This is a genomic window from Pedobacter sp. SYSU D00535, from assembly GCF_017355855.1.
Taxonomy (GTDB): Bacteria; Bacteroidota; Bacteroidia; order Sphingobacteriales; family Sphingobacteriaceae; genus Desertivirga.
Window position 1 is genome coordinate 189,475 of record NZ_JAFEWD010000008.1, and the last position, 23,426, is coordinate 212,900.

A 23,426-nucleotide genomic window follows, 5' to 3' on the forward strand; every position below is an offset into this window, starting at 1 on the left:
GTAATAAATGATCATGAAAACGACTTTTATATTCAATACCCATAGACTCACACAACTAGTTGCCATAGCTGTTCTGGTGGTGCTGGGATTTGCTTCCTGCAAAAAAAATGACGATGGTCCGGAAGCGGGGATGCCGGTAATAAGTGGCGTCACCAGCTTGCAGAACCGCTCGACAATGTTGGATAAAGCGACCCTTTCCAACTGGATAATGATAAAAGGGCAAAGACTGTCCACCACCCAGCGGGTTACTCTGGGCGGCTTGGAGGTAAATATGGCGGAAGTACACGCCAACGATACTTCCATAACTGTGAAAGTACCTGAAGAACTTCCCAATGCGAGCAACAACCCGATTGTTGTAGAAACCAAGTTTGGGAGCGTCACCTTTGATTTTACCATTGTGCCCCCACCTCCGGTTGTGAGTAACTTTGCTCCGCTGTCGGGGTCTCCGGGTGATATTGTAACCATTACTGGTTCTTATCTCGACGGGGTCACTTCTGTGAAGTTCGGTAATACCGAGGCAGAGATCGTATCCAAAACAAAGACAAAGCTGGAAGTAAAAGTACCTGCCGGCGATAGTAACGGCTTTTTAACTCTGGTATCGGCGGGAGGCACCACTGTTACTGCTTCTGCGTTTGGCTTCAAAGCAATTATCTACGACGAAGTCTTTAATACTACCTTCGCCGAATGGAACGGCGCCTGGGGCGGTACCACCGCTGATGACGCAAGCGCTGAAAAAGCTAAACGGGGTACTAAATCCATCAAAATCAGCTATGCAACAGACTGGGAAGGCTGGCAGTTCACCAAAACAGCAGCACCAAGTTTAAGTGGCTACTCCGCTATCAAACTATCTATTTGGGCACCTGCAGGCTCCACAGGTAAAGTAATCAACCTGGTAGTTAGCCAGGGTTGGGGAACAGCCAAAGCATTGACCTTGACCGGAAATCAGTGGAATGACTTTACAGTTCCGCTCTCAGAGCTTGGAAATCCTTCGATACTGAATCACCTGGCCTTGCAAAATACCGGCAATGGGGCATTAGTGATTTACGTGGATGATATAGGATTGCTATAATTAAGAAAAAAACAGCGGCTATCGTCTCGGGATAGTCGCTGCTTTTTTTCTATAGAAGGACCTGTCTTGCAGTCCGTTTCGCCGGTTCTCTGGTTCCGGCTTAATTTCCGTGTCATCCACCTTTAAATTGAACTAACACATGCTTAAATCCAGGCTACTATTGCTTATTGTTGCCCTACAGGCAATCACGCTATCCTTAGCTGCGCAAACCCCTTTTGTGAAAGTCCGGAAGAACCAGTTCCTGATCAACGGTAAACCCTATTATTTCATGGGCACCAACTATTGGTATGGGGGACTGCTGGCGCTTCAGCAAGATGAAGAACGTGGAAAGGAGCGACTGAAAAAAGAGCTGGACTTCCTCAAATCGCAAGGAGTAAATAACCTGCGGGTGCTGGTAGGAGCCGAAGGTTTGGGCCAGATAAACGGCGTTCAGCGCGTTAAGCCGGCGCTGCAGCCCGAACAAGGAAAGTTTGACCTGCGGATTTTAGAAGGCCTCGACTACCTGCTGTTTGAACTTGAAAAACGGGAAATGTACGCCGTACTGTTTCTGAGCAACAACTGGGAATGGAGCGGAGGCTTCTTGCAGTATCTCAACTGGAACGGACAGCTGCCAGTCGAAACCATGCAAAAGAAAATGTCCTGGGATGAGCTCCGCGATAATACTGCAAAGTTTTACACCTGCAAGCCCTGCCAGGAAGACTTTCAAAAACAGGTCAAACTGGTCCTCAATCACAAGAATAAATACACCAATCGGGCCTACATCGACGAGCCGGCTATTATGGCTTGGGAAATCGCGAATGAACCGCGCCCCATGCGTCCTTATGCTGCCGAAGATTATAAAAAGTTTATCAAGTCGACCTCTCGCCTCATAAAATCGATTGATAAAAACCACCTGCTTACGCTGGGTACGGAGGGAGACCAGGGTACGGAGTCGATGGACCTGTTTAAAGATATTCACCAATTGAAGAAGGTGGATTACCTTACCCTGCATATCTGGCCAAAAAACTGGGGATGGTTTCGCGATACAAGCATTACAGATTCGCTGGATCGGGTGATTGCCCGGAGCAGGGAGTACATCAGAAGGCATGAGCAGATAGCAAACCAATTGCAGAAGCCATTAGTGGTGGAGGAGTTCGGCTTGCCGCGGGATAACCATTCTTTTAATCCTGCCGGTTCTACCCGCTCCCGGGACAAGTATTTCGCCTCTATTTTCGATGAATGGTTCCGAAGTAAAAAAGAAGCCGGTAGTATAGCCGGTGTTAACTTCTGGGGCTTTGGCGGTACGGCCCGACCACAACCGCACAAACTATTCTGGGAAGAAGGCGACGATTTCTCGGGCGATCCTCCACAAGAGGAACAAGGTCTTAACTCTGTTTTTGATAGCGATGAAAGCACCTGGAAGATGATACGAACATTCTCAAAACCCAATACCACCTTTAGCAAATGAAAAAATTAGCTGTTTTATTTATGGGACTGCTGGTCACCCTGAACCTCCATGCACAGACGACTGGGGATGCGATTGACGCAAAAGTTAAAAGTCTTCTTTCGAAAATGACACTGGAGGAGAAGGCCGGACAGATGACCCAGCTGAGTATCGAGGCATTTCTGAAAACCAGCAATGGCAAAGTGATAGAGCCTCATCAGATAGATGAAGTTAAACTGGCTGAAGCTATTCAGAAGTACAAGGTTGGCTCGATCCTGAACGTCGGAGGAAATGCGCAGACGCTGGAGAATTGGAGAAATCGCATACGCACTATCCAGAAATATGCCTTGAAGGAGCGATTGAAGATCCCCGTGCTGTATGGTGTGGATGCAATCCGGGGGAATAATTACACCCTGAACTCGGTAATGTTCCCTCATCAGATTGCTCAGGCAGCGTCTTTTAATCCCGCTTTAGCAAAAAAGGGAGCTGAAATTACTGCCTACGAAACCCGGGCTTCTTTTGCACCCTGGACCTTTAGTCCTGTACTCGACTTAGGCCGTCAGCAACTCTGGCCACGTATCTACGAAACATACGGAGAAGATCCCTACCTGGCTGCAACTATTGGCAAAGCTGTAGTAGATGGTTTTCAGGGAGCCGGACAAATGACCGACAAATACCATGTCGCAGCTTGTTTGAAACATTATATGGGATACAGTATGCCGCTGAGTGGCCACGACCGTACGCCGGCCTGGATCCCCGAAAGGGAATTGCGGGAGTATTTTTTGCCTCCATTTGCTGCTTCCATTAAAGGCGGCGCAAAAACCGTGATGATCAACAGCGCAGAAATCAACGGAGTTCCTGTTCATGCGGATAAACACATCCTCACGGATATCCTCAAAGATGAGCTGCAGTTTAAGGGCTTTGCGGTGAGCGACTGGCAGGATATTCAATACCTCTACCAACGTCATAGAGTTGCAAAAGACAATAAAGAGGCCGTAGCCATGGCGATTAACGCGGGCATTGATATGAGTATGGTGCCTACAGATTATACCTTTACAGAAGCGCTGATTGAAAATGTGAAGGAAGGAAAGATCCCGATGAGCCGGGTGGATGATGCGGTAAGCCGGATCCTGAAAGTGAAGTATGAAGTGGGATTATTTGATACTCCTACAGGAAACCCGAAAGACTACCCATTATTCAATAGCCCTGAACATAACAAAGCCAATTATGAAATGGCGGCCGAGTGTATTACACTTCTCAAGAATAGCAACAACCTGCTTCCTCTGGCCTCCGGTAAGCGGATCCTGGTTACCGGTCCGGCTGCAAATAGCATGAGAGCCTTGAACGGAGGATGGAGTCGCACCTGGCAGGGGGAGACCAGTGATGAATTCGAAAAGGATAAGAATACCATCATAGAAGCTATCCGCAATACCTTTGGTGCTGCCAACGTACTGTATAGCCCGGGAGCAGATTTTGAGAAGGCAAACGCTATTGACGACGCGATAGCCCAGGCCGCCAAAGCAGACGTCATCGTGTTATGTTTGGGGGAGAACAGTTATACGGAAAACCCGGGAAATATAGATGATCTGAATATTTCGGCTGCACAGATAGAGCTGGCGAATGCGCTGGCTAAAACAGGCAAACCAATCGTGCTGGTGTTGGCGGAAGGTCGCCCGAGAATTGTTTCTGCTATAGAACCTTTGACCCAGGCGGTGATACATACGTATCTTCTGGGAAATGAAGGCGGAAATGTAGTTGCTGACGTATTAATTGGGAAAGTTAACCCTTCAGGAAAGCTGCCTTATACCTATCCCCGGTACGCCAACAGCCTGCATAATTACTATCACAAGTACACTGAGATAAAGAAATTTGATGAAGCAGCAGGTTACAACCCGCAGTGGGAATTTGGCTTTGGGTTGAGTTATACCCAATTCAAGTATTCCAATTTAAAGCTGAGCAGTTCTGCGCTTGCTGCGGATCGCCCTTTAACCGTTTCTGTGGACGTCAGCAATACCGGCAAAGTGGCGGGTAAGGAGGTTGTGCAATTATATGTGAGCGATTTGGTGGCTTCTATAACCCCAGAGGTGAAACGCCTGAGAGGCTTTGAAAAGATCAGCCTCAATCCGGGAGAAACCCGTACGGTCACTTTTCAGATCAACGCATCCGATCTGTCGTTTATCAATGCTCAATTACAACGAGTAACCGAACCGGGCGAATTCACGGTCCGGATTGGAGACCTGTCTGCTACTGTTAACCTATAAACTAGCCAAGAATAATCATGGATTTTAAACTCAAAAAGAAGATACTGGCACTGGCAGCTGCGCTGAGTTTTGCTGCAGGTGCGTTCGCCCAGGGGAATAACTACGTTCAGAACTACACTAAGTACGAAGGATTGGCGCTGACGCCTCCAATGGGCTGGAACAGCTGGAATAAATTTGCCTGTAATGTGGATGAGAAGATGATCCGCGAGATCGCCGATGCGATGGTCTCCTCAGGAATGAAGGCTGCGGGTTATACCTACATTAATATTGACGACTGCTGGCATGGCGACCGGGATAGTTTGGGCTTTATCCATCCGGATCCTAAACGTTTTCCTTCGGGGATGAAGGCGCTGACCGATTACGTGCATTCCAAAGGACTGAAGTTTGGGATCTACTCTGATGCGGGTTCTCAAACTTGTGGGGGCCGCCCGGGTAGTCGTGGCTATGAATTCCAGGACGCGATGACCTATGCTCAATGGGGTGTCGATTATTTGAAATACGACTGGTGCAACACAGAAGGACTGAAAGCGGAAGGAGCGTATAAAACCATGACAGCAGCCTTGAGAAAAGCCGGTCGTCCTGTTGTGTTGAGCATTTGTGAATGGGGAACCGACAAGCCCTGGGAATGGGGGCAAACAGTTGGTCACCTTTGGAGAACAACGGGTGATATCTACAACTGCTTCGATTGCGTGAAGGATCACGGAACCTGGAAATCATGGGGAATTATGCAGATTTTAGATCAGCAGGAGGGATTGCGTCAATACGCCGGGCCCGGCCGTTGGAATGATCCGGACATGCTGGAGGTAGGTAACGGGATGTCTGTTAATCAGGATAGAGCGCATTTTTCCATGTGGGCGATGCTTGCTGCTCCGCTCATTGCGGGCAATGATTTGAGGAACATGAGCCAACAAACCATCGACATTCTGACGAACAGGGAAGTAATCGCAATTAATCAGGATGAGCTGGGGATCCAGGGTTTCAAACACAGTACAAAAGACAGCGTGCAAACCTGGTACAAACCCTTGAAGAACGGCGACTGGGCAGTATGTTTTTTAAACCGTTCTAAAACTCCGCAAAAAGTGGAACTGAACTGGCAGACGGAGACGATTACGGATGATTTCGCCAAACGCGAATTGAACGCCAAAGCGCAGCCCTACAGGATCCGCAACATCTGGACGAAAAAAGACCAGGGCACCACGAAGAAGGCGCTGAACCTCGTTGTGCCTGCCCAGGATGTGGTAATGTTCAGATTAAGTCCGAATGCCAAATAAGTTGGGTAATCAGGAGCTAAAGGCTGTCCTCCGCTGGCGAGCTTGTCCCGTTTAAGTTTCGGGAAGGTGGCGTAGCCCGGGTAACGTGATAGCAAGGTTGTCCAGCCACTTTCAAACTGATACCCTAGATGAACGGGAGAGTTGGGTATCCGTAGGCAGGAGCTAAAGGCTGTCCTCCGCTGGCGGAGGTGGCGCAGCCGGAGGTGGAAAAAGTTTATAATCTGACGTAGCTAGAGCTAGCAAAGCGTGCAAGAAAGTCCAGCCCGAGTCGTCGTCTCCCAAAAATTCGGAAACACAAAATCAGAATTTATCAATATACTTATATTTCAATCCCCAATGAGGAAATTCTATTCAATCCTTTTTACATTCTTAGTTGCATCGCTGGCGGCTTTCGGTCAGACAGTACGAGATTTGAAAAAAAAGAATGAGTTAACAGGAGAACAGCTACAGCCCCTAGGGCGCTATGATCAAGCCGATGGCAAGCTGGAGCTGATCGGCTCTGCAGTTCATTTCGGTGTAAGCTTTGAAGGCGAGCAGTGCCAGCTGCTGGTATCTGTGCACGACTGGCAGAACCGTAATTACATCCAGTATGAACTGGACGGCGTTTATCAAAAAAGGCTGACTATAAAGGGAGGCAGTACCAATACCATCACCATTCAGGCTCTCTCTAAAGGGAAACACACACTTTGGATTTATAAGGCCACAGAAGCGCAAACCGGTCCCGTTTTTATTCATAAGCTGCAGGCGAAAAACATCAAACCCTTAGCTATTAAAAAGAAACCGCTTATCGAGTTTATCGGGAATAGCATTACCTGCGGAGCCGCTGCCGATGCTTCAGAAATACCTTGCGGAGCGGGAGAGTACCACGACCAGCATAACGCCTACCAGGCTTACGGTCCTCGCACGGCCAGGGCGCTTAATGTCAACTACATCTTAAGCAGCGTCAGCGGGTATGGGATGTATCGGAATTGGAATAGTGAGGGGCCAACCCTGCCCCAGGTTTATGACAAACTCGATCTGCAAGAGCAAAGCACCCGTCCCTGGAATGCAGCAGCTTATCGTCCGGATATTATTAGTATTGCCTTAGGTACCAATGACCTGAGTGGCGGCGATGGGAAGCAATCCAGGGCAGCCTTCGATTCAACGGCTTTTATTAATGCTTACGTGAAGTTTGTTAAAAAGATCAGGACTAGTCACCCCGATGCACAGATCCTGCTGTTGAATAATCTTCCAGGAGGTGGCGACCGAGGTCAGCTCCTTCAATCTTGCCTGGAAAGCGTGAAAAGGCAGATTGATGCGACCCATCCCACACAAAAGCCGCTTGCAATATTCCTTTTCGAAGGCAGACAGATGCAAGGCTGCACCGGTCATCCAAGCGTAGCAGATCATGATTTAATGGCGAAGGAGTTATTGCCGTTTCTAACAAAGCTGATAAAATAAAAGGAAATGGAGAGGTGGCTCCGGATAAGAGCGCTTTGAAAGCAGAGCTGAGCAGGTTCTGCTTTTTTTGATTTTGTTGTACCCGCTCCTGGCTTTTCCTCCTCCATCCTGAAAGGGATAAAATAATGTCGGTTTTGGCTCTTTTAACTTGCTGATAAAGAATTGGTTAAACATTTGGTGCCCTTTTTTTAAGCAATTGAAGCAGCCTAAGCGCACAAATTTGTCTTATCGCAGAAAGGGAAGTAGCGATAAGCAGGAACAGCAGACCGTGAATCTTCCTTTCTCGCTAACCATTATAAACACTAAAGGAATTCAAAAATGAACCTGCAATTAATAGACGTCAGCATGATCGTGTTTTACCTCATCATGATGGTCATGATCGGTTGGTATTATCGCAATAAAGCGCGCCAAAACAAAGAAAGTTACCTGATGGGAGGGAAGAAATTACCCTGGTACATGCTCGGCCTGAGTGATGCCTCTGATATGTTCGACATCAGCGGTACCATGTGGATGGTTTCTCTTTGCTTTGTCTACGGCCTCAAAAGTATCTGGATCCCCTGGCTGTGGCCCGTGTTTAACCAGGTATTTAATATGATGTTCCTGGCTAAGTGGCTGCGCAGGAGTAATGCAGATACGGGTGCCGAATGGCTCGCCACCCGTTTTGGTCTGGCAGGTAAGGGAGTAAAGGCATCACATAACATTGTAGTAGCCTTTGCGCTGATCGGCTGCCTCGGCTTTCTGGCTTACGGTTTTGTAGGATTAGGAAAGTTCATTGAAATATTCGTTCCCTGGGATATTGTGCAACCCTATATCCCCTTTTATGTCCCTGCTCCTTACGTTGCACATTTCTATGGGATCATTTTTACGCTTTTTGCGATGTTCTATTCGATCCTGGGTGGTATGCACAGCATCGTGCTGGGCGACGCGATCAAGTATACTATCATGACGGTGGGCTGTATCACTATCGCCATCATAGCGATGACCCATTTGCAGGGAAGATCGCTGAACGTGCCGGCAGGATGGGACGATCCTTTCTTCGGCTGGCAGCTCGACCTCGACTGGAGTAGCATTGTTCCTGCTGCTAATGAAAAAATTCAGGACGATGGATTCAGCCTGTTCGGTATTTTCTTTATGATGATGCTCTTCAAAGGAGTGCTATCCAGTATGGCTGGTCCTGCTCCCAACTACGATATGCAAAAGGTGCTGTCTACACGTTCGCCGGAAGAAGCCTCCAAGATGACCGGCTTTGTGTCCATTATCCTTTTGCCGATCCGCTACTCGATGGTGGTAGGTTTAACCGTGCTTGCGCTCCTCTACTTTGATCAGCTGAACATTAAAACGGAAACCGGCGACTATGACTTCGAGCGCATTCTCCCTGCAGCGGTGAATACCTTTATTCCTACCGGTGTACTGGGTCTGGTACTTACCGGTCTTTTAGGAGCCTTTATGGGAACTTTTTCCGGTACGCTGAACGCTGCTCAAGCCTATATCGTAAATGATATTTATCTGAAATACATCAATCCCACAGCTTCTACACGGAAAATTATCACTACCAATTACCTGGTCGGGGTGGTGGTGGTAGCTGTTGGCGTGATTCTGGGCTTCTTTGCGAAAGACGTAAACAGCATTCTCCAATGGATTGTAGGCGCCCTTTACGGGGGATATATCGCCGCTAATGTGCTGAAGTGGTACTGGTGGCGCTTCAATGCCAATGGCTTCTTCTGGGGAATGGCCGCAGGTATTGCAGCGGCACTTGTTTTTCCCTTTGTTTTCCCGAACATTCTCCCGCTATACGTTTGGCCTTTGTTATTCTTGATTTCCCTGGGAGGATGTCTTTTTGGAACGTTCGCAGCTCCGCCTACGGATAGCGAGGTGTTGAAGAGTTTTTACCGGACGGTGAGGCCCTGGGGTTTCTGGAAACCGGTTTTGGAGCAGGTGAGGGCCGAAGACCCTACTTTTGAGCCAAACAAAAACTTCAAGCTGGACATGTTTAATGTGTCATTGGGAATTGTGGCGCAGCTCTGCTTAACCATCCTTCCCATGTACCTGATCCTGGGCATGCAAACCCCGCTGATCGTAACCGTGCTGATCCTGGTGGTATTACTACTGATCCTTAAGAAGACCTGGTGGAACAGGCTGAAGGATGAACCGCCTGCTCCGGGACCGGCAGCAGTAGCGCCGGGCCAGCGTAAAGAGGCGGTGATTTAGGAATAAAAAAATGAACATAACCGCCGGAAGCTCCGGCGGCTTTACCACATAATAACGATGCAAGAAACATCCACAACTAACACCATTTTCGAAAAGCGTCTAACCGCATTACGCCAGGCACACGAAGCGCTGTTGAGTCAAGAAAACCAGCCGGAAGAGCTGGGAAACGGCATCTTTACCCGCTACCAAAATCCTATATTAACAGCAGCTCATGCTCCCCTGGAGTGGCGCTACGATCTGAATCCCGAAACTAATCCTTATTTGATGGAGCGATTCGGGATCAATGCTACTTTCAACTCGGGAGCGATTAAATTGAATGGGAAGTACCTGGTGGTAGCCCGTGTAGAAGGCTATGATCGTAAGTCTTTTTTCGCTGTCGCGGAAAGTGATAACGGTATCGACAATTTCCGGTTCTGGGAGTACCCCTGTTTGATTCCCGAGACCCAGGAGCCCGATACCAATATTTACGATATGCGATTGGTTCAGCACGAGGATGGCTGGATCTACGGCCTGTTCTGTACCGAACGCCGTGACCCTTCGGCACCTGAGGGGGACCAAAGTGCCGCTGTGGCCCAATGTGGAATTGTACGTACTAAAGACCTCCTTACCTGGGAACGCTTGGCCGACTTGAAAACACCTTCGCCTCAGCAGCGGAATGTGGTGTTGCACCCCGAGTTCGTCGATGGCAAATACGCTTTCTATACCCGTCCTCAGGATAGTTTCATTGAGGCCGGAAAGGGGGGCGGAATAGGCTTTGGCTTAAGCGATGGGATCGAAAACGCGGTAATTGAGGAGGAAATCGTGATCGACAGGAAGCAGTACCATACGGTGTACGAAGCAAAGAACGGTTTAGGACCGGCTCCTATCAAAACCGAAAAAGGCTGGTTGCATCTGGCCCATGGCGTGCGAAATACGGCAGCGGGTCTGCGCTATGTTCTCTACGTTTTTATGACGGATCTGAACGATATCACAAAGGTGATTCATAAGCCAGCTGGTTACTTCATTGCCCCCGAAGGAGCAGAACGTATTGGAGATGTCTCCAACGTAACGTTTAGCAACGGTTGGATCGCCGACGAAGACGGGAAAGTATTCATCTATTACGCTTCTTCTGATACCCGTCAGCATGTTGCGCTTTCTACCATTGATCAGCTGCTCGATTATGCCATCAACACGCCGGAAGACGGTTTGCGTTCGGCAAAGTCAGTGGAAGTCATTTATAGCATCATCGACAAGAATAAACGAGTACATTAACATTTTTTGAAGACAGCCAGCCCGGCGATTCATTTTCCGGGCTCCTTTGCTCCAGACGCTAAACATATGTCCGCATCACCCATCTCTACCTCTCAGGATCGCTACCAGCAGGAAGTAAAACAGGAACTGAACAATATTTGCCGCTACTGGATGCAGTTTAGTCCCGATACGCGGAACGGCGGCTTCGTCGGCAGGATTGACAACGACAATCATATAGATGCTCTGGCGCCGAAAGGATCGGTGTTAAATGCCCGGATTCTGTGGTCTTTTTCTGCTGCCTATAATCTGGAAAAAGATAAAAAACTTTTCCGTGTGGCTGACGAGGCTTTCAACTATCTCGCCGACCATTTTATCGACAAAGAATTCGGTGGCGTGTATTGGACCGTGAATGCTTCCGGCGAGCCGCTGGATACGAAGAAGCAGGTCTATGCCATTGCCTTTACCATTTATGCCTTAAGCGAGTACTATCTGGCAGGTAAGAACGAGGAAGTCAGGGAGCTGGCAATCCGACTGTATCAGCAATTGGTGGAGAAAAGTTTCGACCGGGAGAAAACGGGGTACTTTGAGGCCTTTACGCGGGACTGGAAAGAGATAGAAGATCTACGTCTGAGTGCCAAGGATGCGAACGAAAAAAAGACCATGAACACGCACCTGCACGTGCTGGAAGCTTATACCATCCTGTACAAGATCTGGAAAGACGAAGGATTGAAAGAGCAGATCGGGCTGCTGATCCAAAATTTCCTGCAGCATATCATAGACGGGCAAAGCGGCCATCTGATCCTGTTTTTTGATGAAAACTGGACAAGAAAGTCAGAAACTATCTCCTACGGTCACGACATCGAAGCAGCCTGGCTTTTACTTGAAGCGGCAGAGGTCATCGAAGATGAGCAGCTGATCGGGCGGGTAAAGGAGGCCTCTATAAAAATGGCAGATGCGGCCGCGGAAGGCCTCAGCGATGATGGCAGTCTGTATTACGAGTACGAGCCTTCGGAGCAGCACCTGATTAAAGAAAAACACTGGTGGGTGCAGGCGGAGGCGATGGTCGGTTTTTTTAATGCTTACCAACTAAGCAGGGAGTCGGGCTATCTGGAGAAATCGATTCAGGTCTGGGAATTCATCCAAAGCTCGATCTTAGATAAAAGAAATGGCGAGTGGTTTTGGGGTGTACTCGAAGATGGGAGCGTAATGCCGGGACAGGATAAAGTGGGTTTATGGAAATGCCCCTACCATAACAGCAGGGCTTGTATTGAAATTTATCGCCGCATTGAGCACCTTAAAGGTTAGCTAGTTCTTTACTCTTCTTTATTTAGCGCTCTCAACACTTTACGAATATATTTCCCGGCGGGCGTCAGCTGCTGCTGGGTCCACTGGCCCCTGACGTTAGCTCCCGGCTCAAGCAGTGCTGTCGTTTCTTTTTTGTCGGTGATATTCCAGTTAGCCCAGCTAAGTTTATTCTTTTCCATCCAGTTAAGCCACTTTTTGCTTTTCTTTCGACTAAACTCTCCATCACCATTCGCTTCACCCACACCCCATTCTGTCACAAAAAGGGGAAGGCCGCGATCGATGGCAAATTGAGCCCGGTCCCTAAGTTGCTTTTGGTGAGAGCGATCGGAGGCATAAAAATGGAAAGAATAGGCAATGTTGGTATAACCCTGTATCGGATCTTTGGCCACAATATCCACATCCTGGTCCCAATGCGGAGAGCCTACTATGATGAGGTTTTCTGCATCGTACCGGCGGATCGTTTTGATCAGCTCCACAGCATAATTTTTAACGGTGTTCCAGCTTTGTCGTTCGGGCTCGTTCCAAATTTCATAGATGACGTTTGGCTTGCCGGAATAGCGCTGAGCCATCTCCGAAAAGAATTTTTTCGACTGGTCCAGATGTTGCTCCGCGTTATGATCGTGCCAATCGATGATGACGTGCATTCCTTTCTCAATAGCATGATCGGCCAAGGTGGTAATTAGCTTTGTTTGTTCCTCCGGCCGCTCCAAATATCCGCCGGAAGGCTGGACCGCCATCGACAATCGCACCACGGAAACCTTAAAATCTTCCTGCAGCCAGTCGAGCACTGCCGTGTTATAATATTTCTTCCCCTGCCAGATGCTCCAGGAAAAGCTGATGCCCCTTAATTGCGCATCTTGTCCTCTGGTATTCAATATCCTGTTTCCCTTTACGCTCAGCTGCAGCTCGGAAGCCGCTTGGGCAAATCCCGAAAAAGAGTAAGTAAGAAGAAGAAAAACAATACAGAAGGTTTTTTTTATCATCATTTATAACGGCTAGAGAAAGAAAGAGGCCGGCCCACTGGGAAGCCGCCTCTTAACCAATCAAGTCTTATTTGTATAAGATCAATCAAAACTATACTTTCAGGAGATCGAAATTGCTCAAATAAAGGGTTCCTTTTGTAAACTTAAGTCAATTTGGCGAATCGACTATCAGATAACAAAAATTTACATTGCAGGCCCTCTAATTGAACAATTTCAGCAGCAGCTCATTCTATTTTTACTTTTTAAACTTTCGTTGATGAAATACCTGATCGCCCTTTTTATCCTGTTTGCTCAATCTTCCTTTGCGGATATTACCCTGCCAGCCATCATCTCTGATAACATGGTGCTGCAACAGAACACGAAAGTAAGATTGTGGGGCTGGGGAATACCCGGGGAAAAGGTATACATCAGGCCCTCCTGGACTGCGACTATCGACAGCACGGTAGTGACGGCGGAAGCGAAGTGGAGTTGCCTGGTACAAACACCGGCGGCAGGAGGGCCATATAGCATCCAACTGAAAGGCTACAACCAAATTCAGCTCTCCAATATTTTGATAGGAGAGGTTTGGCTGTGCAGCGGGCAGAGCAATATGGAAATGTCGCTGAATTGGGGTATGAATTATAAGGAAGAGGAGATGGGTGCCGGAAATAGGAACATTCGCTTTTTTCAGGTAATGAAGGCAACCTCTCCACATCCGCAGGAAGATCTGAAAGCTAGCTGGCAAAACTCCTCGCCTGGAGTTGTCCGGCACTTTAGTGCTGTCGCCTGTTTTTTTGCAAAGAAGCTGGAGGAGGCATTGAAGGTTCCTGTTGGTTTGATCAACGCCAGCTGGGGAGGCTCGGCCGCGGAAGCCTGGACGCCCGCAAATGTTATTTCAAGTGACTCTTTGTTGCTTTCTGCCGCTAAAAAACTAAGTCCTAACCATTACTCTTCCATTCGCCCGGGCGGGCATTACAACGCGATGATTGCGCCCTTTACCAATTATAACATTGCCGGAGTGTTATGGTATCAGGGAGAGACGAATGTCGGGCAGACCTCCTATGCACATTTGATGAAACAGCTGATCAGCGCCTGGCGGAAAGAATGGAATCGGGACTTTCCGTTTTACTTCGCACAAATAGCCCCTTGGGCGGGATATGGGAATAGCATATCGGCACCTTTGCTTCGCGAGTCGCAGGGCAGGATACAGGAGCTGTCGGGAACAGGGATGGTGCTTACCTCCGATCTCGTGGATGATATCAAAGACATCCATCCAAAAATGAAAAAAGAGGTTGGCGAACGATTCGCTAATTACGCTCTCGCAGAAACCTACGGTGTCAAAAATATCGTTTATAAGTTTCCGGAGTTTAAGGGCATGAGCATCCGGAAGGGGAGAGCGGTCGTATTTTTTGCTAACCTAAGGTCGGGACTAGTAAGCAAGTCGGGCCAGGTGAAGGAATTTTATATCGCAGCTGCTGACAGGGTTTTCCAACCCGCTAAGGCAAAGATCAAGGGACAAATGGTGGAAGTCTGGAGTGATGCGGTTCCACAACCGGTGGCGGTAAGGTATGGCTTTACCAGCGAGGCGCAGGCCGACCTGTTCAGCAAAGAGGGTCTGCCGGTTAATCTGTTCCGCACAGACAATTGGGATGTCCCGACGCTGAAGGGGAATTGAGTTTCGATGCTTGAACATCACCATAACATTCAGTAACAGCAAATTATAAACCTTCAGATGAGATTCATTTTTAGCCTACTGCTTTTCGCATTTTCAACAGGGATGGCCTCGGGCCAAAGCAAGGAAAATAGACCCCGGTATCGTGATAAAATCGACTTGAAAGGGCAGTGGCAGTTCGCCCTGGATCAGAACGATCAGGGGATTCGGGAGAAATGGTTCCTGAAGGAGTTGCCGGAAACAGTCCAACTCCCCGGCACCACCGATCTGAATAAGAAAGGTATCCTGAACAAGGATACCACCACTATGCATCTGAACAGGATTTACAAATACGAGGGCCCGGCCTGGTACCGCAAAAAAGTAATCATCCCGAAAGGTTTTGCCAATAAGCGGGTAGAGCTATTCCTGGAGAGAACCAAACCTTCGCAAGTCTGGATCGATGATCAATTGGTGGGCGGATCGTTTCTGCTCCAGTCGGCTCAGCGCTATGAAGTGGGGAAGTATCTTTCGCCCGGCGAACACGTCATCACCATTCGGGTAGATAATAACCTGAAGCTCACGCCCTACGGCAACGTGCACATTTATTCAGATGATACACAGACGAACTGGAATGGCATTTTGGGAGAACTTTATCTGGAAGCGGCTCCGAAAACATTCATCAGCAACCTCCAGGTATACCCTGATGTGCCGTCTAAAAGTTTCACAGCAAAGCTGGAACTGGAAAACGGCGCCGGTCTTAAAAAAGTAAGTGTCGATTTAATCCTGGAGAAGCATGCAGATGGCAAGATCACGAGGTTGAAAACGCTGAAACAAACCCGGAACGAAGATCAGGCGATCAGCATCACCTATCCTTTAGGGGAGGAAATGGACCTCTGGGACGAGTACCGGCAGCCGATCTATCATCTGACCGCCCTGATCGGGAATGGAAAAACGAAGGACGCTCGTACGGTGACTTTTGGTATGAGGGAGTTTAAAACTTCCGGCACCCAGTTTACGATTAACGGACGGAAGGTCTTTTTAAGAGGCAAGCACGAGGCCGCCGTATTTCCGCTTACCGGCTACCCGCCAATGGATGAAGAAGGTTGGTTGCGCGTATTTCGTATTGCCAAATCCTATGGGATCAACCACTATCGCTTCCACTCGTACTGCCCTTCTGAAGCTGCTTTTTCTGCTGCCGATAAGCTGGGTATCTATTTGCAGCCGGAGCTTCCTTTCTGGGGAAGTTTAGAAACCGATTCTGTTGCCCAAAGGATGCAGCAGGAGGGGATCGTTATGCTGAAAAGCTATGCGAACCACCCTTCGTTCGTCATGTTCTCGCACGGGAATGAATTGGGCGGAAAGCTGGATCGGGTACACCAGAATATTACTGCTTTGAAGAGCTATGACAGCAGGCCCTTGTATACCGCGGGTACGAATATCTGGTTGGGCTACCATTGGCCGGAGAAGGTCTCCGACTTTTTTATCGGTGGCAGAACGCCCTCCGATGGCGACACCACCTCCACACACGTGCGCCTCACCTTCGCTTACGCGGATTCAAGGGAGGGAGGAATCTTAAACACGCAAAGGCCTTCCGCCAGTGTCAACTTTGATCATTCGGTTACCAGGATGAAAGTGCCCATCATCAGTCACGAAATTGGCCAATACCAGATTTATCCGGATTACAGCGAGATCAGAAAATACACAGGTGTCTTGGAAGCAAGGAATTTGCAGGTGTTCAGGAACCGGCTGGCCAAAGCAGGAATGCTGGATCAGGCCCGAGATTTTCAAAAAGCTTCAGGTGCCTGGTCGGCTTTGTGTTATAAGGCGGAAATGGAAGCGGCGCTCCATACCCGGGGATTTGGCGGTTTTCAGCTGCTCGATTTGCAGGATTTTCCGGGGCAGGGTACGGCTTTGGTAGGAATACTGGATGCATTCATGGATAGCAAGGAAGTGATCAGTCGCGAAGACTGGCTAAAGTCCTGTAACGATGTAGTCTTGCTGCTCGACTTTCCAAAGTACTGTTACACCAATAAGGAGCGCTTTTCCGCAAAGCTTTCGGTGGCGAACTATTCTGATAAAGTAATTTTTAACCCGATTAACTGGGTAATAAAAGACAGAAGCGGACAGGTTCTTAAACAGGGGACGATTGCGGAGACCAATATGAGTGCCGGCGACCTTCATTCTATAGGGCAGATTGAGTTTTCCCTTGCGGGGATATCAACAGCAGCGCAGTTAACCGTTCACGTTTCTATTGCAAATACCAGCTATGCGAACACCTATCCGGTCTGGGTTTATCCGACTGCTGCCTCCGTCACGGGTCTAAGTGGGATTGAGGTAAGCAGTAGACTGGACAAAGGGACACTGGCAAGCTTAAGTGCAGGTGGGAAAGTACTTTTCTTCCCTCGGGCGGAGGATATGAAGCAGAAAAGTGTGAAAGGCCTGTTCCCACCCGAGTTTTGGAACTGGGGAATGTTCAAGGGAATCAGTGAGTGGGCGAAAAAGCCCGTTTCTCCCGGAACGCTGGGCATACTAACCAATCCAACCCATCCGATATTCAATGCCTTTCCAACGGATGCTCATACTAATTGGCAGTGGTTTTCTATCATAAAAGCAAGCCACTCCTTCATCCTGGATGAAACCGATAAACACTACCGGCCGATTGTCCAGATGATCGATAACCTGGAACGAAACCATAAGATGGGGCTTATCTTTGAATTTAAAGTAGGAAAAGGGAAACTCCTTGTTTGTACTGCTCCTTTAAGGGAGTTAAAAGATAAGCCGGAGGCTTTGCAATTGTACCAGTCGATTCTGAACTATATGAACTCCCCGGCCTTCGATCCGGGGTACGAAATAAGCGCAGCGCAACTGAGGAACTTGTTTTCGAAATAAAATCCGAGGTGGTTGGCTGAGCTGCCGTCCAGGTTTATTTGGAGATTCTTAGTCCCAGTCCTCGTTATTTTCTTCGGACTCGCTGTGCGGGGTTCTATCTCCCACCCAGGCACGGCTGCCCGAGATGAATTTAAGCTGAAACAGGTGCTCGAACTGAGCGGAGTTGCGGAACTTATTCGGTTCGTCGGTCGCCCATAAACCCTCCGTTGTATTCCGGTGATGTTCGAGTAATAGCAAGTGCTGCAGAAAAGCGTCGAACGCATCATCGTCCATTCTGTTCACAATCTTCATGAAGGCCTTCTTTACCTGGCCAGTTATTGCGGGTGCTGAAGCGGCAACCCCCTCAGTGCTGACGTTCAACTGTAGATGATGTATTTCCTGAGGTGCTGCCGGCACCATTTCATTGATCTTTAAAACGAGTTCTCTTACTTCCATGCCCTTAGGGTGACCAGAAGCGTGCCAGTTTAAAAAAATTCTGCTCCTGCTTTGTTCAAGCTCTTCCCAGCTTAAATAGTAGAAGCTCCATGTTTTTTTCGGGAGCCGCTTGCGTCCTAAAAAGAACAGTATTTGTCGCATACTGCCCCGTTTTATTTCTATGCTTACTATCATCTTTGTAAAGTTATTCTAACGGAGTGGAGCAGCTACCACATGAAAAAACGGGCGATCCGAAAAGCCAGATGAGTAGGATAAAACCTAAAAATTACTGTTATGTCAGACAACAAAGTTTCATTGCACCGGGTGATTGCGGCTTCGCCTGAGAAGGTATACCGCGCCTTTACCGAGGCGAACGCCATCGCTTCCTGGCTGCCACCCTACGGTTTCCTGTGTACGGTACACGAGATGAACGTTCAGGAGGGCGGCAAGTACCGCATGTCTTTCCAAAACTTTACTACGGGCAACAGCCATTCTTTTGGCGGAGAATATGTAGAAATTAAACCGAACGAGTTTTTGAAGTACACCGATCAGTTCGAAGATCCGAATATGCCCGACCTGATGACGACTTCTGTATGGTTTGAAAAAACCTCTGTAGGCACCGAGCTCAAAATTTTGCAGGAAGGGATACCGGCAGCTATTCCTGCGGAGATGTGTTACCTCGGCTGGCAGGACTCGCTGGAAAAGCTGATTAAACTGGTGGGTCCGGAAATACCGGACGCCTGATCCGGGAGCGTTCGCCACTTCGGTGCGATTACTGAAAGTACAGAAGCGGGCCGGATGGGGTTCCGGCTCGCTCTAAAAAAATTGAAAGGCCCGTTCAATTTCCCTATCTGGTACTTTAAACCTAACCTGAATTTCTATAATTCCCCCGGGCTGGTTTGAGCTGGTAATTTTAATTGATATCCTAAAAGACACCTAAACGAATACCAGGGTAGCTTGATCGTTGTTTCGCACGATGAGTATTTTTTGGAACAGATTCATGCAGAGCGGAGCATTCAATTATAATTTTGGCTCCCTGCCTATCCATCCTCTTCGGTCGTCCGACTATTTTTCGTAAAAAGCAGTATATCCGCGTGGCGCCGTTGAAAATAGCACGGTTATTGGCGGGATATAGCGTCGAAGTCGACCAAATTTTTTTATATCCCAAAAACATCGGTAGAAATGGAAGCATTAAGAGCAACAGCAGAAGGCGCAATAGCCATTCAGGCAAAACAAGTAAAAGCGTTTGGTACAGAAGCGGCAGAAGCGTCGCTGCAGCAGCTAAGCATTCAACGAAGAAATCCATCGGCTCATGATGTGGAGATCGAGATCTTGTATTGTGGTGTTTGCCATTCGGACCTTCATACAGCCAGGAATGAGTGGCACAGCACCGTTTATCCCTGCGTACCCGGTCATGAGATTGTAGGTAAGGTGCGCAGCGTAGGCGATCAGGTAAGCAAATTCAAGGTAGGAGATACTGCTGCGGTAGGTTGTATGGTCGACAGCTGTCGCGAGTGCGAGTACTGCCGGGAGGGACTGGAGCAATATTGTGAACAGGGGAACATCGGCACCTATAATTCTCCCGATCAGCATCTGGGCACTCAAACCTTCGGCGGCTACTCCGAAAGCATTGTAGTGAACGAAAACTACGTGTTACGCGTGCCCGAGCACCTGGATCTGGCCGCTACAGCGCCGCTGTTGTGCGCGGGCATCACTACTTATTCACCTTTGAGGCATTGGAATGTAGGTCCCGGCAAAAAAGTAGGGATTGTGGGTATTGGGGGACTGGGACATATGGCAGTGAAGATCGCCAAAGCGATGGGGGCAGAGGTGATCGTATTTACTACTTCGGCCTCGAAGGTGGAAGATGCCAAACGCCTCGGCGCAGATGACGTGGTGCTGTCGAAAGACGAGACCCAGATGCAACGGTACCACGGGAAACTGCATTTCGTGCTCGATGCCGTCTCTGCCAATCACGACATCAACGCTTACCTGGCGCTCCTGAAGGTAGACGGTTCCCTGGCACTGGTCGGTGCGCCCGAGCATCCGCTGCCGGTCGCGGCCTTCAGCCTTATTCCCTACAGAAGAAGTTTTGCAGGCAGTATGATCGGTGGAATCGCGGAGACCCAGGAAATGCTCGACTTCTGCGGAAAACATAACCTGGTATCCGACGTCGAAATGATCAATATTGACCAGATCAATGAAGCATATGAAAGGCTACTGAAAGGCGATGTGAAGTATCGCTTTGTGATCGACATGGCTTCGCTGAAGAACAGATAGATCGCTGTTAGTGGAAGTACGGGGGCAAGGTCGACTTGCCCTTTTTCTATTGTTAACTGGAAAATGGTAATTGCCCCAGATCCTGAAACATCTGCAGTTGATATTCTTTTTTTAGGAAGGTTTTTGTCTTTTTTTGCCTGCATTTTCTCGAAATAATCATCTTTTGCCATTAACAATTTCTAAAAGCTTGTTCAAGAAGCGATGCGAAATTCAAAATTGCTCTTTTACCGGTCTTGCGAATTTGAAATATCTTGTTTAGCGCGCCTTAACAAACTGCTAAAACTGCTATATCCCATTGACGCAGAGGGATTCCGGTTTTAATTTTAAAGAAAAAAAGAAAATGCAAAAATCGGATATACGTTTATTCTTTTACACCTCTGACCTCATGAGGATTAGCGGGAAATGCGAAAGGTCCTGCCGAAGGACCATGAAAAAGATGCGGGATTTCTTTCAGTTAGAAAGCTACCAGGAACTCACCCTGTACCAGGTGAGCGAGTTTCTGAAGATTCCTGCCGAACACATCTCTCCCTACCTGAAGGCTTAGCAGTTTTTTGCTGCCTTGCAGTCAAGAGAGGCTGTAGTCGAAAAGATCTGCCTTTTTTTTGTCCTACTATTTTTAGGGGCTATTGCGAGCCGTGAGGCGAAGCAGGAGTCCCTTTTTTCTTTCTACACCAGTCATTCACTGCAGGCTAGTAGTGAAATTTTTGTCAGCTTGGCCAGGCTGGTAAAACGGCTTCAGCCAGACTTGATTGTTCTCCCTTTTTACTCCATTGCAGACAAAGCCCTTCGGACGGAGGACCGACGGCAGACCGACGGTTCACCGACGGAGAATACTTCTGACTATTTCAGGTAAGAAGCCGGCAAAACCGGCAGTTTAAGTCATTTTTAAGCTCCTTTTGGTTTTTTGAGGTAAAATAAGGCATTGTCAACCAGGTTGTTATAAGAATTCGGTTTCGGGGTGTATGCTTGTTCCAAGCATTTCAATACCGGTATTTCATGAATGCGAAACAGAGTGTTCAATTTAAATTTTTAAAAACATGAAATTAGAAAACAACGACTTAGTTAAGGGTGCAAGCGGCCGTATCGGGGACATGCTGGTATTTAGACAGCAGGCAGGAAGAACCATTATAGCGAAGCGCCCGAGGAAGCGCGAAACACCGCGTTCAGACGGACAGATCGTAGCCAATGAACGCTTCGCCGAAGCGGTGCAATATGCCCGTGGCATAGTGCAGGATGAGGCAAGGAAAGCCATTTATCAGCAGAAGACTCGTCGGGGCATCTCCGCTTACAATTTAGCATTGTCCGACTATTGCAAAGCGCCACAAATTAAAAAGGTTGATCTGAGCCAGTACAGCGGTGCCAAAGGCAGTCTCATCACCATCCGCGCTACCGACGACTTCCTGGTGAAAGCTGTTCGTGTAGAGATCCTGGATAGTACGATGCAGCGCCAGGAGGAGGGCGAAGCCATCCTCGCTGCCAACAACCTTGACTGGGTGTATACCGGCAAGTTGCTCAATCCTGCGCCTGCTAGCAGCACCATCAGGGTCAGCGCTTCGGATCTTCCCGGAAATATAACCACTCAGGATTATTCCCTTATGGATTAAACTTCATCGGAAGTTCAATAAGCTAAAATTTGAAGGCTGCCCGGAACCCGGGCGGCCTTTTTTGTGTTAAGCCGGAATTTGGTAATCAGACCCTCGCAGAGAAAGTATCTTGTTTTAAGAGGATGAATTTCGTATATCCCCGATATAGGAGGGATAAACGAAATTGATGAATGAAGAAATGTAGAATCAAGCCATTCGACGGCTCTTAGGAATTGCAGCGGAAGGAATAGAAATACGAGTCAAATTCTTAAGAGGGGAATAGGCGGACGGAAGGATAGACCAATAAAGCAAGTTCCGTAATTTCTAAAAGCGTTAATTGGAACCGTTGATTGGTTTTGGCCCCATGCAGTAAAGAGATGATATGACCGCTTAATTCTAGGCTGAGCTGTGTCGGGGGCACATAGCCGGGCAGTCCCATTTTACTTTTTGATCCTGCCTTAAAAAGTGCTAACTATGTGTAATGGTACCTGACTTTCAGCTAAAAGAAGAGACTTTTGAAGAAGGAAAGAAAAAGTTCAGGTAAATGGGAAATAAACGAAGTTCGTTTATCCAGGTGTTATGGGCAAATGTATAAGTCCGACAGGACGCCTATGACCGAAGCTTATTGACAAGGATTATGTGGAAAGACGACAGCATCTTATATAATTATTCAGAGGAGACCCCCTGCGCTCATATTTTTCAAGCTTTTTGCGATGAACTAGGCCTATACTATGAAGCTAAAGGTTGCAAATACACCCCATCAAAATCTAAGATTACTTATCAAGATGAAAACATTAAGTTAGTTATTGGATTTAGTTCTAGCCGGACCAATACCCCTGGCGAGCATGTTGCCGTAGCCTTTGGAGTAAGTCTTCACTTTTTGGAATTCGATAAAATGAGAAAGAAGCGAGGAGAAAAAGTTCATCATGGTGTTATTGGGGATATGACCCTTTTATCAAAAAGACTTGAGGGGGCACCCTGGGGTACAATAATAATTGAGAACGTGTTTGGAGATAGAATTGAAAGAGTCGAGAAAGATTCTGAAGCTGAGTTTAGGTACAATAATTACTTTAACGTTTATGGTATTGATGTAGAAAAATTTAAAAAAGTTATAAGCTTTCTTGACTCCCACATTTTTGTTTGGATTAAGCACATCTTGGAAGAAAATAAGGTCAAAGAGCTTATACAAACCACGGGTGCTTGGGGCAGATGGTCGATTAATAACGACAACTTCAAAGAATTTCTAACACTCAAATACCCCAATTTAGTCTTTGACGAACTAATAAGAAACGATATAGAGGTGCAGCCCCCTTCTGCATAAAGAACATCAGCCCATAACATCGGGTCCTATGTAAAGCAGTTTTTATAGAACGAGTGTTAATCGCAAAAGGTTTTTATAACGTTTTATTAATGGTTGACCTTTGGTCTACCGTTAATAAA

At 47.8% G+C, this 23,426-nt stretch carries 16 protein-coding genes; 14 read left to right on the plus strand and 2 right to left on the minus strand.

Annotated features, from left to right (window positions below; translation table 11 throughout):
• Positions 1-13: 13 nt before the first annotated feature.
• The 8 genes from J4N23_RS16155 (at position 14) to J4N23_RS16190 (ending at position 12,207) form a co-directional block, all read left to right on the plus strand.
• Complete coding sequence (locus tag J4N23_RS16155) at positions 14-1,069, plus strand: IPT/TIG domain-containing protein (RefSeq protein WP_207428761.1); 1,056 nt, start codon at positions 14-16, stop codon at positions 1,067-1,069.
• Between the two features lie 139 nt (positions 1,070-1,208).
• The gene (locus tag J4N23_RS16160) at positions 1,209-2,516 is read left to right on the plus strand and encodes a cellulase family glycosylhydrolase (RefSeq protein ID WP_207428762.1); all 1,308 of its coding nucleotides are present in this window, start codon (positions 1,209-1,211) and stop codon (positions 2,514-2,516) included.
• Positions 2,513-4,753 (plus strand): glycoside hydrolase family 3 N-terminal domain-containing protein, encoded by a 2,241-nt coding sequence (locus tag J4N23_RS16165; RefSeq protein WP_207428763.1) that lies wholly within the window; start codon positions 2,513-2,515, stop codon positions 4,751-4,753. Before J4N23_RS16160 ends, J4N23_RS16165 begins: the two co-directional genes overlap by 4 nt.
• 17 nt (positions 4,754-4,770) lie before the next feature.
• Complete coding sequence (locus J4N23_RS16170; protein ID WP_207428764.1) at positions 4,771-6,024, plus strand: glycoside hydrolase family 27 protein; 1,254 nt, start codon at positions 4,771-4,773, stop codon at positions 6,022-6,024.
• 336 nt (positions 6,025-6,360) lie between these two features.
• Positions 6,361-7,464: an SGNH/GDSL hydrolase family protein gene (locus J4N23_RS16175; protein WP_207428765.1), complete on the plus strand. Its 1,104-nt coding sequence runs from the start codon at positions 6,361-6,363 to the stop codon at positions 7,462-7,464.
• 318 nt (positions 7,465-7,782) lie between these two features.
• Entirely contained in the window at positions 7,783-9,672 is a 1,890-nt protein-coding gene (locus J4N23_RS16180; RefSeq protein ID WP_207428766.1) for a sodium:solute symporter family protein, read from the plus strand.
• 57 nt (positions 9,673-9,729) lie between these two features.
• Positions 9,730-10,923, plus strand: coding sequence for a glycosidase (locus J4N23_RS16185; RefSeq protein ID WP_207428768.1), 1,194 nt, complete (start codon positions 9,730-9,732; stop codon positions 10,921-10,923).
• 66 nt (positions 10,924-10,989) lie between these two features.
• Positions 10,990-12,207 carry an AGE family epimerase/isomerase gene (locus J4N23_RS16190; RefSeq protein WP_207428770.1) on the plus strand — a complete coding sequence of 406 codons (1,218 nt, stop codon included), beginning with the start codon at positions 10,990-10,992 and terminating at the stop codon, positions 12,205-12,207.
• A gap of 8 nt (positions 12,208-12,215) precedes the next feature.
• On the opposite strand, the gene J4N23_RS16195 is transcribed toward J4N23_RS16190, so the two are convergent.
• Positions 12,216-13,193 (minus strand): glycoside hydrolase family 5 protein, encoded by a 978-nt coding sequence (locus J4N23_RS16195; RefSeq protein WP_207428772.1) that lies wholly within the window; start codon positions 13,191-13,193, stop codon positions 12,216-12,218.
• 253 nt (positions 13,194-13,446) lie between these two features.
• Here J4N23_RS16195 and J4N23_RS16200 point away from each other — a divergent pair, with 253 nt between their 5' ends.
• Both J4N23_RS16200 and J4N23_RS16205 read left to right on the plus strand, forming a co-directional pair.
• Positions 13,447-14,844 (plus strand): sialate O-acetylesterase, encoded by a 1,398-nt coding sequence (locus J4N23_RS16200; protein ID WP_207428774.1) that lies wholly within the window; start codon positions 13,447-13,449, stop codon positions 14,842-14,844.
• Positions 14,845-14,901: 57 nt separating this feature from the next.
• Positions 14,902-17,709 carry a sugar-binding domain-containing protein gene (locus J4N23_RS16205; RefSeq protein WP_242689263.1) on the plus strand — a complete coding sequence of 936 codons (2,808 nt, stop codon included), beginning with the start codon at positions 14,902-14,904 and terminating at the stop codon, positions 17,707-17,709.
• Positions 17,710-17,757: 48 nt separating this feature from the next.
• Here J4N23_RS16205 and J4N23_RS16210 read toward each other — a convergent pair whose 3' ends face one another.
• Complete coding sequence (locus J4N23_RS16210; RefSeq protein ID WP_207428776.1) at positions 17,758-18,285, minus strand: hypothetical protein; 528 nt, start codon at positions 18,283-18,285, stop codon at positions 17,758-17,760.
• A 132-nt stretch (positions 18,286-18,417) separates the two neighbouring features.
• Here J4N23_RS16210 and J4N23_RS16215 point away from each other — a divergent pair, with 132 nt between their 5' ends.
• The 4 genes from J4N23_RS16215 to J4N23_RS16230 all read left to right on the plus strand — a co-directional run bounded on the left by J4N23_RS16215 (position 18,418) and on the right by J4N23_RS16230 (position 23,307).
• Positions 18,418-18,867, plus strand: a complete 450-nt coding sequence (locus tag J4N23_RS16215; RefSeq protein WP_207428778.1) for an SRPBCC family protein — start codon at positions 18,418-18,420, stop codon at positions 18,865-18,867.
• Positions 18,868-19,305: 438 nt separating this feature from the next.
• Complete coding sequence (locus tag J4N23_RS16220) at positions 19,306-20,403, plus strand: NAD(P)-dependent alcohol dehydrogenase (RefSeq protein ID WP_207428780.1); 1,098 nt, start codon at positions 19,306-19,308, stop codon at positions 20,401-20,403.
• A 1,037-nt stretch (positions 20,404-21,440) separates the two neighbouring features.
• On the plus strand, positions 21,441-22,007 hold the full coding sequence (locus J4N23_RS16225) for a hypothetical protein (RefSeq protein WP_207428782.1): 567 nt from the start codon (positions 21,441-21,443) through the stop codon (positions 22,005-22,007).
• Positions 22,008-22,623: 616 nt separating this feature from the next.
• Complete coding sequence (locus J4N23_RS16230) at positions 22,624-23,307, plus strand: hypothetical protein (protein WP_207428784.1); 684 nt, start codon at positions 22,624-22,626, stop codon at positions 23,305-23,307.
• Positions 23,308-23,426: the final 119 nt, after the last annotated feature.